This window comes from Streptomyces sp. AM 4-1-1 (assembly GCF_029167625.1).
GTDB lineage: Bacteria > Actinomycetota > Actinomycetes > Streptomycetales > Streptomycetaceae > Streptomyces.
On sequence record NZ_CP119145.1, the window covers coordinates 3,038,961 to 3,057,110 of the forward strand.

11 protein-coding genes and 1 pseudogene are annotated in these 18,150 nt (G+C 71.7%); 4 read left to right on the forward strand and 8 right to left on the reverse strand.

What is annotated here, in order from left to right:
• Positions 1–15: 15 nt before the first annotated feature.
• Both PZB75_RS12920 and PZB75_RS12925 read right to left on the reverse strand, forming a co-directional pair.
• A complete protein-coding gene (locus PZB75_RS12920) occupies positions 16–1,620 on the reverse strand; it encodes an MFS transporter (protein WP_275535449.1) in 1,605 nt (534 codons plus the stop codon).
• Positions 1,617–2,024: a DUF3291 domain-containing protein gene (locus tag PZB75_RS12925; RefSeq protein WP_275535450.1), complete on the reverse strand. Its 408-nt coding sequence runs from the start codon at positions 2,022–2,024 to the stop codon at positions 1,617–1,619. The genes PZB75_RS12920 and PZB75_RS12925 overlap by 4 nt, the downstream gene beginning before the upstream one ends.
• An 84-nt stretch (positions 2,025–2,108) precedes the next feature.
• Here PZB75_RS12925 and PZB75_RS12930 point away from each other — a divergent pair, with 84 nt between their 5' ends.
• From PZB75_RS12930 to PZB75_RS12935, 3 genes and pseudogenes are all read left to right on the forward strand, one after another.
• Positions 2,109–2,861, forward strand: coding sequence for a MerR family transcriptional regulator (locus PZB75_RS12930; RefSeq protein ID WP_275535451.1), 753 nt, complete (start codon positions 2,109–2,111; stop codon positions 2,859–2,861).
• 67 nt (positions 2,862–2,928) lie between these two features.
• Positions 2,929–3,060 (forward strand): annotated as a pseudogene (locus PZB75_RS32035) (type II toxin-antitoxin system VapB family antitoxin); the annotation flags it as partial.
• The gene (locus PZB75_RS12935; RefSeq protein ID WP_275535452.1) at positions 3,060–3,479 is read left to right on the forward strand and encodes a PIN domain nuclease; all 420 of its coding nucleotides are present in this window, start codon (positions 3,060–3,062) and stop codon (positions 3,477–3,479) included. The pseudogene PZB75_RS32035 and the gene PZB75_RS12935, both read left to right, overlap by 1 nt.
• 64 nt (positions 3,480–3,543) lie before the next feature.
• Here PZB75_RS12935 and PZB75_RS12940 read toward each other — a convergent pair whose 3' ends face one another.
• From PZB75_RS12940 to PZB75_RS12960, 5 genes are all read right to left on the reverse strand, one after another.
• Positions 3,544–8,613 (reverse strand): trypsin-like peptidase domain-containing protein, encoded by a 5,070-nt coding sequence (locus PZB75_RS12940; protein ID WP_275535453.1) that lies wholly within the window; start codon positions 8,611–8,613, stop codon positions 3,544–3,546.
• Positions 8,603–9,598, reverse strand: coding sequence for a serine protease (locus PZB75_RS12945; RefSeq protein WP_275535454.1), 996 nt, complete (start codon positions 9,596–9,598; stop codon positions 8,603–8,605). The genes PZB75_RS12940 and PZB75_RS12945 overlap by 11 nt, the downstream gene beginning before the upstream one ends.
• A gap of 264 nt (positions 9,599–9,862) precedes the next feature.
• On the reverse strand, positions 9,863–12,142 hold the full coding sequence (locus tag PZB75_RS12950; RefSeq protein WP_275535455.1) for a catalase: 2,280 nt from the start codon (positions 12,140–12,142) through the stop codon (positions 9,863–9,865).
• A 449-nt stretch (positions 12,143–12,591) separates the two neighbouring features.
• Positions 12,592–13,530 carry a Rieske 2Fe-2S domain-containing protein gene (locus tag PZB75_RS12955; protein WP_275535456.1) on the reverse strand — a complete coding sequence of 313 codons (939 nt, stop codon included), beginning with the start codon at positions 13,528–13,530 and terminating at the stop codon, positions 12,592–12,594.
• Between the two features lie 402 nt (positions 13,531–13,932).
• Positions 13,933–14,940 carry an AsnC family transcriptional regulator gene (locus PZB75_RS12960; RefSeq protein WP_275535457.1) on the reverse strand — a complete coding sequence of 336 codons (1,008 nt, stop codon included), beginning with the start codon at positions 14,938–14,940 and terminating at the stop codon, positions 13,933–13,935.
• Between the two features lie 622 nt (positions 14,941–15,562).
• Here PZB75_RS12960 and PZB75_RS12965 point away from each other — a divergent pair.
• Entirely contained in the window at positions 15,563–17,113 is a 1,551-nt protein-coding gene (locus tag PZB75_RS12965; protein WP_275538690.1) for an MFS transporter, read from the forward strand.
• Between the two features lie 108 nt (positions 17,114–17,221).
• On the opposite strand, the gene PZB75_RS12970 is transcribed toward PZB75_RS12965, so the two are convergent.
• A complete protein-coding gene (locus PZB75_RS12970) occupies positions 17,222–18,142 on the reverse strand; it encodes a chitinase (RefSeq protein WP_275538691.1) in 921 nt (306 codons plus the stop codon).
• Positions 18,143–18,150: the final 8 nt, after the last annotated feature.

Here is an 18,150-nt window from a genome sequence, read left to right on the forward strand (position 1 = left end):
CCCGGAGCGCGAAGCTCAGACCGCCGTCGCCTCGTTCGCACGGGACTCGTTCGCACGGGACCCGTGCGCGTGGGACCCGTGCGCGTGGGACCCGTGCACATCGGGCCCGTGCACATCGGGCCCGTACACATCGGGCTCGTTCGCGCGATGCTCGGCCGAACGGTCGCGGACCGGGCCGGACCCCCCTGCGGACCTGTCACCCGTGTCGGACCGCCGATGCGGGATGCCCAGGGCGCAGAAGGCGCCGACGAGCACCACGCAGACGCCGACCCAGACGGCCGGGTGCAGTCCGTCCACGAACTGCTGCGGGCCACGGTCGCTGCCGTTGTGCACGAAGACCGTGCTGAGTACGGCGATACCGATGGCGCCGCCGATCTCCCGGACCGTGATGTTGGCCCCCGACGCCTTGCCCTGGTTCTCCTGGCCCACCGCGCCGAGCACCACCGCCGCCGTGGGGGCGAAGGCGAGGCCCATGCCCGTACCGGCGAGGATCATGGCACCGACCAGCTGCGAGTACGGCGTGTTCGCTGTCGCCACCAGATTGATCCAGGCCAGGCCCGCCGCTTGCAGGAAGAGGCCGAGCGCCATCAGGCGTCCGCCGCCCACCCGGTCGGTGAAGGCACCGGCGAGCGGGGCGATGAGCATCGGCATCAGGGTCCAGGCCAGCGTGAGGACGCCGGCGTGCAGCGGCGTACGCGCCGGGGCGACCTGGAGGTACTGGGAGAGCAGGAAGATCGAGCCGAACACCCCGAAGTACATGGCGGCGGACACGATGTTGGACAGCACGAAGGCGCGGACGCGGTAGAAGCCGAGCGGCAGCAGCGGCTGGGCCGCCCGGCGCTCCCAGAGGACGAACAGGGCCAGCAGCGCCGCGCCGACGAACAGTACGCCGAGGATGCGCGCCGAGGTCCAGCCGTCCGAACCGCCGTTGACGATGCCCCACACCAGGGCGACCAGGCCGCCCGTGGCGAGCAGCATGCCGGGCAGGTCCAGGCGGGTGCCGGGCAGCTTGCTCTCGTCCAGCACGATCATGACCAGCGGGATCGTGACGACGCCGACCGGAATGTTGATCCAGAAGATCCACTGCCAGTCGAGGCCGCCCACCACGGCGCCGCCGACGACCGGGCCGAGTGCCACGGCCAGACCGCTCACCGCTGACCAGAGCCCGAGCGCCAGACCGCGCAGCCGGGCGGGCACGGTGTGCGCGAGCAGGGTCAGGGACAGCGGCATGACGGCCGCCGCGCCGAAACCCTGGACCGTACGGCCGAGGACGAGTTCACCGCTCGTGTCGGCGAGTCCGCAGCCGATGGACGACAGCGTGAAGACCGCGATGCCCAGGACGAACACCTTGCGGCGGCCGAACCGGTCGCCGAGCGCGGCGCCGGTCAGGAGGAGTCCGGCGAAGCTCAGCACATAGGCGTTGACGAACCACTGCAGTTCCTCGGTCGACGCCCGGAGGTCGACTGCGAGCGTCCGGAGCGCTGTCGATACGACGAGATTGTCCAGGGCCACCATGAACATCGGGAGAGCGCAGACGACGATGGACAGCCACAGGGGGAACCGGCGCCCACCGGTCTCCTCCGGCCGCGCCGCCGCGACCACCGTTTCGGAGGCGCTCATGTCGCCCTCTCGGACACGGCCTGGTCGGCGATGCGCCGCTTCGCGTCGGCCCAGGTGATGGGCAGCTCTTCGACGGACACCTCCCAGAAGGTGAATGTGGACGCCTTCATGGTCGACCGCACATCGCTCACCACCCCCCGGTGCGGATCGGTCCTGGCGTACGCGTACAGGGCGTCGCGGTCCTCCCACGCCGAGAGCGTGTAGAACACCCGCTTGAAGGGCTGGGCGATGAGCGACGCGCCGTACGCACCGGGCGCCGACCGGACCTGCCGCCACGCGGAGAGCGACTTCAGGAAGAAACGCGGCACGTCCCGGCCCGACCGCACCTCGAAGCGGGAGGCCATGACCAGAGCCTTGGTACGCGGTGGGGCCGGGTTCGGAATCGTCCAGGGAAGGGTCGGCACCGTACTCTCTCCTCAGTAGTGGCGAGTGGCACTATCCATATTAGACAGTGCCACTACCCAATGGCTAGTGGGAAGTGAGGACAGGTGCGCATCTCCGAGTTGAGCCGTCGCAGCGGCGTCCCGGTCGCGACGATCAAGTACTACATCCGCGAGGGGATGCTGCCGCCGGGACGGGCGACGTCCGCGACCCAGGCCGAGTACGGCGACCAGCACGTCCGGCGGCTACGGCTCGTCCGGGCGCTGATCGGGGTCCGCGGCCTTTCCGTCAGCGCCACCCGGGAAGTGCTCCGTGCGGTCTCCGCGCATGAGAGCGATCTCCACGAGGTACTGGGGCTGGTCCTGGGCGGCCGGCCGGCCACGGACAGGAGCTGCGGCGGGAACGGCGACGGCGCGGCCGACGCCAAGGCCGGGGACTCCGCTTCCGAGCCGACGGGCTCCACTCCCGATGCGGCGGACTCCACTCCCGAAACGGCGGGCTCCGCTCCCGCTGATGCGGCGGGTGGCGGGGACCGTGCCGCGGAGCCCACCGAGGCCGACACCCTGATCGCCGAGATGGGCTGGCGGGTATCGGACGGCGCACCGGGCAGGGGGGTCATCGACGAGACCCTGGACACCCTGCGGTCCCTCGGCATGGACTACCACTGGCGGACCCTCGTCCCGTACGCGGAACTCGCGGAGCGGGCCGCCGTCCTGGACCTGGACGAGTTGCAGCACTCCACCGATCCGATAGAGCAGGCCGAGCGCGCCGTCGTCCTGACGATCCTTCTCGAACCGGCGCTGCTGGCGCTACGACGCCTCGCCCAGGAGAACGAGTCGGCGAAGCGCAACGGCGACTGAGCCCGCCGACCCGGCCCGGCGCGCCCGCGACGCCGAGCCCCGCGGACAGCCCCGCTCCGCCGGGGCTCGGGAGGAGTTCTTCGCCGCGATGGACTCCGGCGAACTCGACTTCAGCGAAATCGTCGAGAGCACAGGCCCTCGCAACGCCGACGGCTCCCTCACGCGCGAGCACGGCCGCAGCGGAGGCCGGGCCGCCTGATGCAGGACCGCTATCCGATCGACAGGTCCGCACTCGCGCGCCGGACGAAGCCGAGCGTCAAAGAAGTGCTCAAGCCCCTTCACGAGCGCTACCTTCTCGCCGTGTGCCAACCCACCGAGTACGAAATGATCCACTCGGCGCGAGACAGCTCGGAGGCGACACGCATCAGCACCTGGCTCCACGCCTTCGACTACCTCCACAGCGACGACGAGGCATTCACCCGCGCGCTGGAGATCCAGCGCCACGCGCTCAACGCGGGCTTCCACCGCGCCCTGTCCTTCCCCGATCTGCTGGTCGCCGCCACGGCCGAGCTGAACGGGCGGACGGTCCTCCACTACGACGGTGACTTCGACATGATCTCCTCGCTCACCGGCCGGTCCGCCGAATGGGTCGTCCCGCCCGGCAGCGCGGACCGCTGAGAACGAACACCGCCCGCCGCGCGGACCGTCAGCCTGCCCCCGACACCGCCCGCCGCGCGGACCGTCAGTCCGCCCCGGACACCGCGCCCCGCCCCTTTGGCCCTTCCCAGCGGGCCAGATCGGCGAAGAGGCCGGGCCAGCCTCCCTCCGAGGCGTGCCGCTTGTGCTCGTCCAGGATCTTGTCGGCGGCGCCTTGCAGACGCGCGCCGAGCCCCGGCAGTTCCGCGACGTCCTCCAGCGCGGTGCGCAGTTCCGGTGTCCGCCTCACCGGGACGTACTGGACCACCCGCGCGGCGAACGCGTCGTCCAGTTCCGGCAGTTGACGGATGATACGGAGGTGTGTGGCCGCGCTCCCGCCCGGCACGACGGACCGCATCGCTCCCCGCCACGCCTGTGCGATGTTCTTGCGGGGAGCCGAACCGAGCCTGCTCGACCTCAACCGCCGTCCGATGCCGAGGAGGAGCCCGACGGCCTCCTCCTCGGTGAGAGGCGTCTCGTGCCGGTCGGCGAAGCAGTAGTTGGCGATCTTGATGAGGCCCGTGTCGTCGGCCGGTTCGTGGAATGCGAGCCGGTACGTCTCCGCGATGTCCGCCGCCGCGCCGTAGGTGCCGTACCACCACAGGCACCACCGCCGCGCCCGCGACCCGTGCTCCGTGGAGCAGTCGACCGTCGTGCCGTCGGCGCCGCACAGGCCGCGCAGCAGCGACAGCGCCTCGGCCGGCGGGTGGTCGCCGCGTTCCAGCCCGGCCCCGACGAGATCGATGAGCCATCCCACGGCGACGGAGTCGGGTATCCGGTCGATCCAGCCCGACAGTTCCTCCCAGGCGAGGGGGACGGGCGTACCGGTCCTCTCCAGCTCGGCGAGCAGTGCGGTCAGGGATCGCAGCCGGGTGCGGTCCTCGTGGCTCATGACGTCCGGGCGGGCCTTCGGCACGGCCGCGCGCAGTGCGGCGAGCGACGACGCGGTGAGCCGGGTGAGCGACGCCTCGTCGAGGACCACGTCGTTCGCCAACATCGTGCGCACGTGCCTGAGTTCGTCGATGCGGATCAGGAGATCCGCCACCAGGCCGGCCTCGCCCGCGGTCGACGCCTGTTTCCTGAAGGGGTCCACCCAGGCCACCACGGCGGTGCCCGACAACGAGCCTCCGTCCGGCAGTCGGTCCATCACCGCGCGGGCCTCGGGAATGCCCGCCGCCGCGCCGCGCACCAGAAGGTGGAGGAGGCACGCGGAGGACCGCCACACCCTGGCGGGGTCGTCCGCCGACGGCGGCCAGGCCGCCGCCGCCCGGCCCGCGACGTCGGCGACCCGGGGCAGCGGCAGGTCCAGCTGTGTCAGGGCCGTCCGTACGACCCGGGCGCGGATGCCGGTGGGGTCCTGGAGTTCGGTGAGCGGCATCCCCTGTACGAGCCAGTCGACGGCGAGGTCACGCACCGCCGGGCCGACGGGTGTGTCGGAGTCGAGGAGGCGGACCAGGGAACCGCGCGACAGGTCGGCCATCTGCTCCCTGCGGGTGACCCGCACCAGGAGGTCCACGACGGGAGCCGGGTCGGCGTCGGCAGGGGTCACTTCCGCGACGGCCGTGAGGATCGCCCCCAGGAGCGACCGGTCGGCCGTCGCGGGGTCGGTCGTGGACAGCAGCCGGGACGCGAGGGCCGTGAGCCGCCCGACCAGGTCGGGCAGGGACAGGGTGCGCAGATACGGGACGAGGACGGCGGTGTGCGACTTGATGAGGGCCGACGACGTCGTCGTGGTACTGCCGAGAATCCGGTCGGCCCGGACGGCCCACTCCTCCGGGTCGCCGTGGTCCGCGCACAGGGAAGCCATCCTGGTCAGGATGTCGGCCACGTACTGGGATCGGTCGAGGGCCAGCGCCGCGTCGGCCACCGTCTCCAGGAGGGGAAATGCCTCGGCGGGACGCCAGAGCAGGAGCGTGACGAGGAACTGCGCCAGCTCACCGCGCGTGGACAGCTCATGGCCGCCGGCGGCGGCGCGCTCGACGATGCCCAGTTCGCGCACGGTGGCCAGGACTTGAGCCGGATCGCGGGGCAACAACCTCTCCAGGACCTCCAGTACGGCGATCCAGGCGTTGTCCGGTCGCTGCGAGGCGGCCTTCAGGAAGGCGATGTCGCGGGGGCCGTACGTGCGGCCGGGCGAGGGCAGCAGTTCGAGGAACTGCCGCAGGGAGGGCAGGGGCAGCGTGGGGGAACCGAGGACACACAACAGTTCGGGCAGCATGTCGTCGGTCAGCAGGGAACTCTGGGCGCAGACCGCGAGCACCGCTCTGCGCAGCCCGTAACGGATCGGGACCCGCCCGCCGTCCGAGCCGTCCGAGCCGCCCGGACCACCCCGCGAGCCCCCCGGCCCGTCCGAGCCGTGCGGTCCGACCGAACCACTCCCAGAGTCCCCCGAACTGCCCGAGCCACCCCCCGAAACCCCCGAACTGCCCGAGCCACCCCCCGACCCGTCCGACCCGTCCGACCCGCCTCCCGAAACCCCTGCCTCTCCCACCCCTCCCGCCTTTCCCAACCCATCGGCGAGAGCCTTCACCAGATGTCCGACGGTCGCCGCGGCGGCGTCCCCCGCGTCCTGTGTCCGGTCCGCACACAGCCACGCCTGTTCCAGCACGGCCAGAAGGAAGTAGTCCTCGCTGTCCAGGTCCCGCAGGTGCCGGACGAGGGCGCCGAGCCCGGCGGCGCCGTGGTCGAGGACCAGGGCACGGCTCGCGGCGTACTCGAAGAACGTCTGGTGGAAGAACTGGAAGACCCCGCCCGCGAGTTGACCCACCCCGCGCTTCACCAGGAGGGCCACGTCCTGGGTGAGCCGCTGCGAGGTCAGTGTCGCGGGCAGCCGGACGCGGTCGACGCGTGCCTCGGGCAGCCCGGCCCGCAGCATCTCCAGGGCGAGGGCCATGGCGCTCGGCCCGAGATCACGGTCGTGTGCCGTGCGGTCGCCGGCGCCCTCCCAGGAGCGGCGGTCGCACGCCACCCGATGGTCCCAGAACGCCTCGTACAGGCCCGTGGTGTCGACGACGTCGGGCACGACGCCGGGGGTGTAGATCTCGAAGAGCATGCGCAGGGTCAGCGGGCGCAGGCACAGCGGGTTCAGCGAGATGTCCCGCGCGACGATCGCCAGCATCCTGGTGATCAGGTCTTCCCGGGTCTGTGGGTCGTTCGTGAAGAACTTGCTGTGCGCCAGCACCGCGCGCTCGAACTCACTCGTCGAGTGCGAACCCTGCCCGGTGCCCGTGTCGTAGTCGGACAGCCGGAACCGCTGCCAGCGGGACGGCAGTTCGGTCGCCTCCGCCACCCTCGACGTCATGACGACCGAGGCACCGGCCGCCACCGCCGACTCCACGACCGTGACCAGGGCCTCCCAGGAGGCGTCGCTGTTCATGAGGACGTCCACGGTGTCGACCAGCACGGTCACGGCGTGTCCGGCCTCCCGGGCCTGTTCGACGGCGGCGAGGAGTGTCCCCTGCTCGGCCCGGGTGCTGCCGGAGTCGTCGGGCACCAGCCAGGTCGCCTTGAGGAAGAAGACCTCCCCCGACGGCGACTCGCACCGCCGCCGTGCCAGGCTCCACAGGATGCTCGTCTTGCCGCAGCCGGCCTCGCCGGTCACCACGACGGGGGTGACGCGGTCGGCGTCCAGACGCCGGAGAAGCTCCTCCTCCAGATTGCGGGTGACGTACAGCCCCGCCGCGAACTGGCTCTCCTCGGCGTCGGCGAAGACCGTACCCGGCACGGTCCCGGCCGCCCGGCGGGCCCGGTGGCTGAGCCGCTGGAGGCGGGGCAGCGGGTCGCCGGGCCTGAAACCGAGGAGGGTGTCCGACCCGGGAGTCGGCGGCCCTGCGGACGGGGCGGCGGCCGGGGGCACGGCGGAGGTCAGCCGCCCACGGACGACGGTGTCGCTCGCGTCGCGCAGGTCGACCGGCGACAGCAGCGCCAGGCTTCCCGAGGCGTCGCCCTCGACCAGGAGCGGCACCAGCCGGTCGCGGGCGGTCGCGTGGTCGAGCTGATGGACGACGTAGTCGCGCTCGGCGGTCTTCCGGGCGTCGGCGAGATAGGCGGGGCTGACGACGGCGAACACCCGCCCGCCCGCGTCCACATGCTCCCGGACGCCCTGGTCGCCTGGGCCGTCGGCCGCCGGGCCCATGAGCACCTGATGGCCCGCGGCCGTGAGGGCGTCGTGCACCAGTTCCGCCCAGCGCCGGTCCTCCTCCACCCAACTCACCATGATCGACGAGGTGTTCACGCCACTGCGAGGTGAAGGGGCGCCCACGACCCAGGGATTGGGCCCACGGCCGACCGACGACGCGATCGCGGCCGCCGGAACACCCTGGTTGACCCCTCCGACCGCGTAGTGGTGGATGCCGACCAGACGGCCGCGGACATCGATGACGGGAGACCCGGACGATCCGGGCAGGGTGTTCGCGTGCTGGTAACGGAAGCGCGTACCCGCTTCGTTGGCCTTCGCCGACTGCGGGAACGAGACCTTCGCACGCATGGCGAGCGGATGCTGTACGAGGAACAGAGGCCCCCCGCCCCCGAAGTCGTAACCCGTCTCCTCCAGTTCGTAATGACCGCGCGGGGAGGGCGGAAACGCTCCGCCGCCGTACGACGGGACGGGGCCGCCCGTCCGCAACAGGGCGTAGTCGAGGCGGTCCGGCGGGGCGTCGAAGGACAGCGGCGAGGACGCGGCCTCCGCGTCGGTCGGCGGACTGCTGTCGAGGAGTTCCGTCAGCCGTACCCGGAAACCGGTCTCGTACGGGCCGGTCGCCGAGACCGTGCGGAAGTCGAAGCGGGCCTCGACGGTGTCCGGCAGCGTCCCCGACGCCAGGGCGGGGCCGAGCACATGTCCCGCGGTCAGCAGCACGTCAGGCCGTACGAGAACGCCCGTACCCACCGGACTGCCGTCGATCTCGACGACCGCCACCCGCCGCATCGCGTCCTCGATCACCCGGAGCAGGTCCTCCGTCTCGACGAGACCCGCGGCGGCCCTGGTGACGGCCTCCAGACCGGGCACGCCGACGACCTCGCCGACGACCTCACTGATGCCGATGACCTCGCCACCGCCGACGACCTCGCCGCCGCCGACGGCGAGCCGGTCCTCGGGCGTTCCGTGCTCAGCGGCCATGCGCCCGTACGATGCGGGCCACGGCGGCGGCGGGCACGGCCATGTTGCTCCGGCCGTCGGCCGCTCCGGCGAAGTGCAGGGCCACCGCCTTGCCGGAGTCCAGGTCGATCACCGCGGAACCGGAGTTGCCGTTCAGGGTGGTGGCGTCGTGATGGACGACATCGCGCCCTTCGACGGCGGTGATCAGCCCCGCCGCCAGCCTCTTGCAGTCGTACACGCCGTCGAAGATGCGTTGCTGGTCGGCCGTGTTCGCGCGGATGTCGTACCCGGGATAGCCGATCACCGCGATCCACCGGCCCACCCGGGCCGGGGCGGTGTCGAGGGCGATGACCGGGGGCGGGGCCTCGCCGTCCTCGCCGGAGGCGGCGATCCGCAGGAGGGCCACGTCGTGGCCGCTGTCCGGTTCGATCCACAGGACCTCGGTCACGCGGAAACGTGACTCCTCGGGCCGCCGGTACTCCCGGTACCAGTCGAGGGTGGGCCGCACGGGCCGTCCCGTCCCGAAGACGCGGAGGGGGAAGCCCCTGCCGGTCCCCCGGGCGAAGGTCTCCGCCACGTGCCGGTTGGTCACGACCAGACGCGGGCCCACCATCCAGCCGGTCCCCACCCACCGCATGGCATGGTTGCGCAGATCGATACGGCCGACGCAGGGAATCGCCGCCTCCAGCGGCCGACGGGCGCGCTCGACGCGCGCGGCCACCTTCCGGCTCGTGACGCGCCCGTCCTCGGGCAGCACGAAGGTCGACCGCTGCACGAGGTGCACCGGCCGTACGAAGCGCTCGATGATCGCTTCGAGCCCGGAGTTCCCGGGCACCCAGTTGCCTTCGGCCATGCGCTCCACGGCGTCCACGGCCCGGTCGACGGTGATCCCGCCGTCGACGCTCTCGAAACCGTCCAGCCCCGCCGCGCCGTCCGCGACCTCGTCGAACCGGTCGAAGAACTCCTGCCTGACCTCGTCGTCGGAGAAGAGATGCCGATAGTCCAAGTCCCGTTCCCCCGGTCGGTGCAGAAGAAGATGCGCGGTACTCGCCATCTCGTGTCCCGTACCCGTGGATGGTACGGAAAGCCGCGGGCCGACGGAGGAGGGTTCGCGCACTTGTCCGCACCGGCACACCCGCCCCACCGAGGTCGCCCTTCCCCATGACCGCCTCCCCCGGTGGAGCGCCGCCGCCCGGGGCCGGGCCGCCGCGTCACCCGCGGTGCCGGTCCCCGGGCGCCGCCGATGACACGGACGGCCTCGGGCGGAAGGTCAGAGCGCCGCCGGGAAGCGTTCCCAGACCCGGTGCTCGCCGAGCAGTCGGGAGACCTCCTCCAGGGCGGCGGGCCCGCTCCGGGCGAGTACGACTCCGGGAGCCGCGAGCGGGACGCCCGCCGCCTCCAGTACCCCTTCGGCGCCACCCCAGCCGCCGATGGCCTTGCCGTGCCGGAACGCCTCGGCGAGCAGGAGCAGCACGCGGGGATCGGCCGTCACCCCGGTCGCCGGTGCCGGGGCACCGGCCTTCGCGTCGCGAGCCCCGTACGCGTCGCTGCCGGGTCCGGGCGCTCCGGCGAGCAGGACGGCGTCGTACTCCACCGACCGGGCGGTGGCGAAGGTGCGCTGGACGGTGATCGGGTCCCCGCCCGCGTCGAGCTTTCCGCCGGCCGGGGCGATCACCAGCGGCACCATGCCCGCGTCCAGGACCGCTGCGCGTACGGAACGGAGGTCGGCGAGGTCGGTGCCTTCTCCGACGACGATGCCGATGATCCGTCCGTCGGGCGGCCACACCTGGCCGACCTGGGACAGCGCGGGGCTGGGCGCGGGCTCCGCGAGCGTCACGGTGGGCTCGGGTGCGGGCAGACCGAGCCCGGCGGCGACCTCCTCGCACAGTCGCGGATCGATGTTGGCGAGCGCCTGGAGACCCCGCTCCTTGACCGCCTGTTCGTAGCACTTGCCCAGCTCGAAGCTGTACGCCGCGATGATGTGTTCCTGTTCGACGGGCGTCATGCTGAGCCAGAACAGCCGGGGCTGGCTGAAGTGGTCGGAGAAGGAGGCGGGGGCCTCGCGCGCCTTCCGTGCCGTGGGCACTTCCACGGGCGTCTCGATGAACGCCCCGGTGTCCGCGCCCGCCAGGAAGGGGCAGCCCGCGTCGAGCGAGTTCGGGCGGTAGGGGGCCACGCCGCGGTGCACGGCCGTCTGGTGCATGCCGTCACGGAGCATGTCGTTGACCGGGGCGTGCGCGCGGTTGATCGGGAGCTGGGCGAAGTTCGGCCCGCCGAGACGGGTGATCTGCGTGTCCAGGTACGAGAACATCCGTCCGGCGAGCAGCGGGTCGTCGGTGATGTCGATACCGGGTACGAGGTGGCCCGTGTGGAACGCCACCTGCTCGGTCTCCGCGAAGTAGTTCGACGGGTTGGCGTTGAGCGTCATGAGCCCGATGGGCCGGACCGGTGCCAGCTCCTCGGGGACGATCTTCGTCGGGTCCAGCAGGTCGATGCCCTCGAACGTCTGCTCCGGGGTGTCGGGGAAGGTCTGGATTCCGAGTTCCCACTGGGGGAACGCCCCGGCCTCGATGGCGTCGGCGAGGTCCCTGCGGTGGAAGTCCGGGTCCACGCCGCCGATGATCTGCGCCTCCTCCCACACCAGGGAGTGCACGCCCAGTTTGGGTTTCCAGTGGAACTTGACCAGCGTCGTCGCCCCCTTCGCGTCGACCAGACGGAAGGTGTGGATGCCGAAGCCCTCCATGGTGCGGTACGAGCGCGGAATGCCCCGGTCGGACATGTTCCACAGCGTGTGGTGGGTCGCCTCGGTGTGCAGCGTGACGAAGTCCCAGAAGGTGTCGTGCGCGCTCTGCGCCTGCGGGATCTCCCGGTCCGGGTGCGGCTTCCCCGCGTGGATGATGTCGGGGAACTTGATCGCGTCCTGGATGAAGAAGACCGGGATGTTGTTGCCGACCAGGTCGAAGGTGCCCTCGTCGGTGTAGAACTTCGTCGCGAAGCCCCGGGTGTCGCGCACGGTGTCGGCCGAGCCCCGTGAGCCCAGCACCGTCGAGAAACGTACGAACACCGGCGTCTCGGCGTCCTTGGCGAGGAACGCCGCCCTGGTCACCCCGGTGGCGGTGCCGTAGCCCTGGAACACCCCGTGAGCCGCGGCCCCGCGGGCGTGGACCACCCGCTCGGGAATGCGCTCGTGGTCGAAGTGCGTGATCTTCTCCCGCAGGTGGTGGTCCTGGAGGAGGACCGGCCCGCGGGCACCGGCCTTGAGCGAGTGGTCGGTGTCGTACAGCCGCACACCCTGCGCGGTCGTCAGGTACTCGCCCTGCTGGGCCACCTCGGCCTGATCCACTCCGGTGGCCCGGCCCGTGGGGCTGACCGTCGCGGGACCGCTCTGGTCGGGCTTGGGCGGCAGCGGCCCACGCGGCTCGGTGGGCTCGGCGACCGGGGGTGACTCGAATCCAGGTTTTCCGGGAATGCCGTCCTCGGGTCCGGTCCCACCGCTCAGCGCTTCGGCGGCCTTCGCCACAGCGGCTTTCACCGGATGTTTCTCGCCCATTCTTGTCTCCAGTACGTGCGTGAGGGGAGGAGGTCAGAACAGCAATGACCCCGAGGGGATGAGCCGAAACAGGGGCGGGGCATACATCAGCAGTTCAGCGTTCCGAGGAGCGAAATCCAGGCCCGCGCCGCGTGCCGTGAGGGATGTCGGTCCCAAGGGCTGTCCCGCAATCCCTGGTGGGCGTGCGACGACAGCTACGGCACCTCGCAGCGTTGTCGGAACGTCCCCATACATCCAGTATGCGGACGCCCCTCCGCCTTGCGATGCACCGCATCTGACGCCGCACGCTGATCCACCACGGATTGCGGGACAGCCCTTACTGGGCGTCGGAAAGCCGTGCGAGAAAAAGGCGGCGCTGTCTGTCCGGCCCGCTTCGGGCCCTGCCACGGACGGAAGACACCCAAAAGAAACCCGCAGGGCCGGCGCGGGAAAAGTCCAGGGATCAGGGATTACGGGACAGCCCTGAGCCCGCGCCGCAGCCGGATCTCCAGCTGCCCGTCGGTGATCCGGGTGTCGAACGCGGGCTGGGGCGACGTGGCGGGGCCGCGCACGTTCCAGCCGTCCGACAGGCGGAAGACACTGCCGTGCCAGGGACACCGCACACAGCCGTCACGGACCGTCCCCTCGGACAAGGGGCCCCCGAGGTGGCTGCAGTGGTCCGCGAGTGCCTGCACCGAGCCGTCGGGCTGCCGCACCACCACCACGGCGATGTCGTCGAGCAGCCTGCGCACCGGGCGTCCGACGGGAATCCCGTCGAGGGGGCCGACCGGGTGCCACCCCTCCCCCACCAGATGGGGAACGGACTCCGTGTGGTTGGCACCGGCCGCCTGACGGTAGGCCAGATGACCACCCAGCGCCCCGCCCACGGAGACGGCCGTCAGACCCGCCAGGGCGAGGACGCGGCCACGGAACTCACGGCCGGTGAGGCGGGCACCCAGCGATCCGCCGTAACAGACCACGGCCACCGAGTTGCACGCGGCGTGCACGAGGCCGACGCGCATCTGCGGCTTCTGCAGTTCCGCCCAGTCCACCCAGCCGGCCAGCGCGGCCGGAACCGCCCCCACGAGACCGAGTCCGATCAGCACCCGGGAGGACCGCCGTGCTCCCGGAACGCAGTCCAGAACCGCCGAGGAGAACCACGCGCCGACCGGGATCTGCACCATCACCGGATGGACGGGATGCCCCAGCCATCTGCCGTGCAGGACGTCCCGGCCACGGCCGAGGGGCAGCGCCCGCGTACATCGTCGGAGCGAACGCGCCACACCGTCGAGAAGACGCGTGTCCTCCAGACGGCCGACGGCCCCGAGCACCCGCCCCGGGCCCGTGGACCGCGGCAGGGCGCGGAGCAGAACCGGTCGCGTGCCTGATCGTCCCTCGGGGACATCCATGACGTGAACACTCCCTCGCTGTCACCGGCAGAGAACTCGGACGGAACCGGACCTCTTCGACGCGGAATCCGGACCTCTTCGGTTTCGATTCATACCGGCCGGCGCCGGTCCGCGCGACCAGGGGAACAGCGCCTCCCCCGACGAGGAGGTCGTCCACATGCCGCCACCGGGTGGACCTCAGGAACCGGGAGGCGCGTCCAGGACGATGTCGTCCAGGGGGCGGACCCCGCCGGCTGCGCGGAACGCGGTTCCGCGACTGCGCCTCGTCCTCGTCGAGACGCCCTGCACCCACCACACGACTTGACGGTGGAAAGGCTGGCGGACGACCGGCAGTCCTCGCGCCGCGAGCACACGGCGGGCAGTGGCGCGCACGGGCCGGGCCGACCCCGCACGACCGGGCCTTCACCCCCCGCCCGAGTAGTGCACCAGCCTCCCTTGGTTGACGAGCGAGGCCGCCTGCTTCAGGTGGCGTACGCGGATGCTGACCGCGTAGCTGTCGATGCCGGTGGTCGCCGCGAGGCTCGTCGTCAGGAAGCGGTAGAAGTCCTGCACGTCCGCGCAGATGACGATGGCCATGAGGTTGTGTTCACCCGCGATCGCGGCGGCGAAGGCGACCTCCGGGTGGTGGACGAGGGCGGAGCCCACCTGGTGGAGGCTCGCGGGCGCCGTTCGCATCCACAGGGTCGCCTGGAGGTTCCAGCCCAGTCGCTGGGACAGCAGGTCCACGTCGAAGTAGAGGGTCCCGGACTCCTCCAGCGCCTCCAGGCGCCGCGCGACCCGGTTCGTGGACCAGCCGGTGAGCTGGGCCAGCCGGGCGTAGCTCGCGCGGCCGTCCTCGGCGAGGGCGGCCAGCAGGGGTGCGTCCTCCTCCTTCGGCGGGAGGGGCGTGGGCCGGGACCGGAGGCCGGGCCGCGGGTCGTGCGCGGTCAGCAGCGCCACCGCCGCCTCGCTCAACGGCGGGCCGAAGCCCGTCCAGTGGGCCCAGGGCGCGGAGAAGGCGTGCAGCAGCAACGCCATCTCGACGCCGAGCACCCCGGAGGAACGCTGGAGGCGGCGTGGCAGCAGGTCAGGGCCGTGGTCCTCGGCGATCGGCGCGTTGAGAGTGCAGATGATCTCGGCGCCGCCGGAGGCGAGGTGCGCGTACGACACGTCCGGCCGCCGGGTCAGCGCGTCCGCGACCGCGTCGACCCGGTCCGGGCGGCAGGTGATCCGCGCGACCCAGGCGGCCCGCCCGTACACCTCCGGGTTCACCAGACCCATGACGCGCAGGACGCCCCGGCGCCGCAGCGCCTGGAAGCGCCGCGCCACCGTCTGCTCGGACACCCCCGCGACCTCGCTGATCAGGCGGAACGGCGCCCGGGGCGCGATCTGGAGACAATGGAGGATTTGGGTGTCGATCGCGTCAATCATGGAGTGAATATCTCCCTGTCCGGCCCTTGATACCAGTTTCCTCCACCGGAACGGGGAGAGGTGGGCATTTTTCCGTGCTCTGCCCGAGACTGGTCGACGGAACCAGGCGCGGCCGGACCGCCGCGCGCAGACCCGTCGTCGGTCACGGACCCGGGCAAGGAAGCCCGGTGTGCCATGGCCGGCCCGAGGGAGCAGTCCGGCCCGTGCGCCGCACCGCGTCAGGAGCGCCCACACCGCGCCCCGGTCGCTCGTACCGCACGGCCCCGCTCGCCTCACACCACGCGGCCACCGTCCAGGCCGCGCCGGGCAGCGCGCGTCGACCCCGGCCTCCTCGTCGTCCCGACGGCTGGTTCCGACCGGACGGACCATCGCACGCGCCCGCGAGGACGCACGGTGAGGCCGTCGGGACGCCCGTGCCGGCACTCGCGTGCGCGCACGGGCGTCCCGGCGGTCCGGCTCGGCGCGAAGAAGTCGCCGGGCGGCCGTCCACACAGCCACATGCTCAGAAGGAGCTGTCCCCGTGTCCCACAGCAGTCCGGCCACCGCGCCCGGCCAGGCCACCCAGACCGGTCGCCCGGCGTCCGTGCCGCCGCCGGTCTCCCATCGGCGGGCCACCATCCTCATGGCCTGCCTGGGGGTCTTCGTCGCCTACCTGCCGGTCACGACGGTGTCGGTGAGCCTCCCGGCCATCCAGCGGGCGCTGGGTGCCTCGACCTCCGAACTGTCCTGGGTCTCGGACGCGTTCGTCCTGCCCATGGCCGCGTTCATCCTGACGGCGGGGGTGTTCGGCGATGTCCACGGACGCAAGAAGGTCTTCCTCACCGGTCTCCTGCTGACGGCCGCGGGAGCGGCCACCGCGCTGAGCGCGGCCACCGTGCAGGTCGTGTGGATCGGCCAGGCGCTGGCCGGCCTCGGCGCCGCCGCCCTCCTGCCCACGACGCTCGCCCTCATCAGCCACGCCGTGCCCGACTTCAGGGAACGCGGCAAGTACATCGGCATATGGGCGATGTGCCTGCTCGGCGCGCTCGCCGTCGGCGGGGTCCTGGCGGGCACCGTCGTCTCCCACACCGAGTGGCGCTGGATCTTCGTGGCGCCCATCCCGGTCGCGCTGATCGCCTTCGTCATCGCCGTACGGCTGCTCGCCGACTCGCGCGCCCCGCACGGGCGCCGTCTCGACTGGCCCGGCCAGATCACCGCCGCCCTCGCGATCACCGCGCTCGTCTACGGCGTGATCGAGGGCGGGGCCGGTTCCTTCACCGACGCCGAGGTCCTGGTGGCGCTCGCCGTGGCCGTGATCAGCGGCGTCCTGTTCGTACGCGTCGAACGACGCTCCACGAGCCCCATGCTCGACCTGTCCCTGTTCCGCAGCCCGGGCTTCGCCGCGACCACCCTCGTCGCGATGGTGATGTTCATGGCCATGATCGGGTTCTTCTTCGTCCTGAGCCTGTACTTCGGGATGGTCCAGCACCTCGACACCCTCGGCGCGGCCTGGCGGATGCTGCTGGTGACCGGGGCGGCCCTCGTCGTCAGCGGTCCGGCCGGCCGGCTCATGCACCGCCTCTCCACGCGCGGCATGATCACCGTCGGACTGCTGATGGTGACGGCCTCGCTGCTGTTCCTGCTGGGCGCGGGGGCCGACACGTCCTTCGGGTCCCTGTCCTGGCGGCTGATCCTGCTCGGCCTCGGCATGGGCCTGGTGACCACGCCCATGACGGCGACCGCCGTCGGTTCCGTCCCGCACCAGCTCGCCGGGATGGCCGCCGCCGGGAACAACGCCTTCCGGCAGGTCGGCGGAGCCCTGGGCCCGGCCGTCCTCGGCGCCCTGCTCACGAGTCGCGCCGCGAGCGCGTTGCCCGGCCACCTCGCCGACGCCGGGGTCTCCGACGCGACCGGCGCCCGCGTCGAGGCGGCCGTACAGGCCAACGGCCTCGGCGGCGCGGGCGGCGTCCCCCTGGGCGCCGAGGCCGGACGGGTGTGGGCCGCCGTCGGCGACTCCTTCCTCGACGGCATGCACCTGTGCCTGATCGTCGCCGCCGCGCTGACCTTCCTCGCCGCCGTACTGGCCTTCGTCCTCCTGCGCACCCCACGCGCGGCCACGCCTTCCGCCCGGATCGTACGAGGCGGCAGCGGCGCGGAGACCCCGGCCACCGCGGTGGCACGGACCGAGAGCTGAGCCCGGACGCGCGTCCGGAGTTGCCCGGCCGCCTCGCGGCGACGGACAACTCCGGACAGGATGCGTCATGTTGACGCGTCCGGCCCCGGCGGGCCGGACGCATCGGGATCAGCGGTTCTGCAGGCCCTTGACGTTGTTGCCGAAGGACCAGCCCTTCGAGCCGTCCCAGTTGATGGACCACGTCATGAGGCCCTTGAGCGAGCCGTTGAACGTGTTCCACGCCTGGCTGACCTGGCTGGGCGCCATGTAGCCGCCGCCCGCGCCGGGCTGCGCCGGCAGGCCGGGCACCTGCTTGTCGTACGGCACCTTGATCGTGGTGCCCTGGATGGTCAGGCCGTTGTTGAGGCAGGTGGTCTGAGCGGCGAAGCCCTCCACGGTGCCGGCCTGGTACGAGTCGCCCGAGCAGCCGTACATGCTGCCGTTGTAGTACTGCATGTTGAGCCACCACAGCCGGCCGTTGTCCACGTACTTCTTCACGATCGGCAGGTACGAGCCCCAGATGGACCCGTAGGTGACGCTGCCGCCGGTGACGTACGCGGTCTCGGGCGCCATCGTCAGACCGAAGCCCGCCGGCATCTTGGCGAGCACGCCGTCGATGATGCGGATCAGATTGGACTGGGAGGCGGACAGGGTGTTGATGTTCCCACTGCCGGACAGACCGGTCTCGATGTCGATGTCGATCCCGTCGAAGTTGTACTTCTTGAGGATCGGGACGACCGTCTCCACGAAGCGGTCGGCGACCTTGCTCGACGACAGGTCGATGCCCGCGGTCGCGCCGCCGATGGACATCAGGAGCGTGGCGCCCTTCGCCTTGGCCTCACACATCTCCGCCGGCGTCGACACCTTCACACCCGCGTCCATGCCGTCCTCCCACAGGACGGTTCCGTCCGAGAGAATCACCGGGAAGGCGGCGTTGATGACGTTGTAGCCATGCTGGGCGATCCGGCTGTCGGTGATGGGAACCCAGCCCATACCGGGGTGGACGCCGTTCGAGGCGCCGTCCCAGTTCTCCCAGTACCCCTGCAGCACCTTGCCGG

Bases quoted from the DNA above. Each gene is read 5' to 3' on its own strand.
- PZB75_RS12920 (WP_275535449.1), bottom strand. From the start codon at position 1,620: ATGAGCGCCTCCGAAACGGTGGTCGCGGCGGCGCGGCCGGAGGAGACC.
- PZB75_RS12950 (WP_275535455.1), bottom strand. From the start codon at position 12,142: ATGGGCGAGAAACATCCGGTGAAAGCCGCTGTGGCGAAGGCCGCCGAA.
- PZB75_RS12965 (WP_275538690.1), top strand. From the start codon at position 15,563: ATGGCCTGCCTGGGGGTCTTCGTCGCCTACCTGCCGGTCACGACGGTG.
- PZB75_RS12940 (WP_275535453.1), bottom strand. From the start codon at position 8,613: ATGGCCGCTGAGCACGGAACGCCCGAGGACCGGCTCGCCGTCGGCGGC.
- PZB75_RS12955 (WP_275535456.1), bottom strand. From the start codon at position 13,530: ATGGATGTCCCCGAGGGACGATCAGGCACGCGACCGGTTCTGCTCCGC.
- PZB75_RS12935 (WP_275535452.1), top strand. From the start codon at position 3,060: ATGCAGGACCGCTATCCGATCGACAGGTCCGCACTCGCGCGCCGGACG.
- PZB75_RS12960 (WP_275535457.1), bottom strand. From the start codon at position 14,940: ATGATTGACGCGATCGACACCCAAATCCTCCATTGTCTCCAGATCGCG.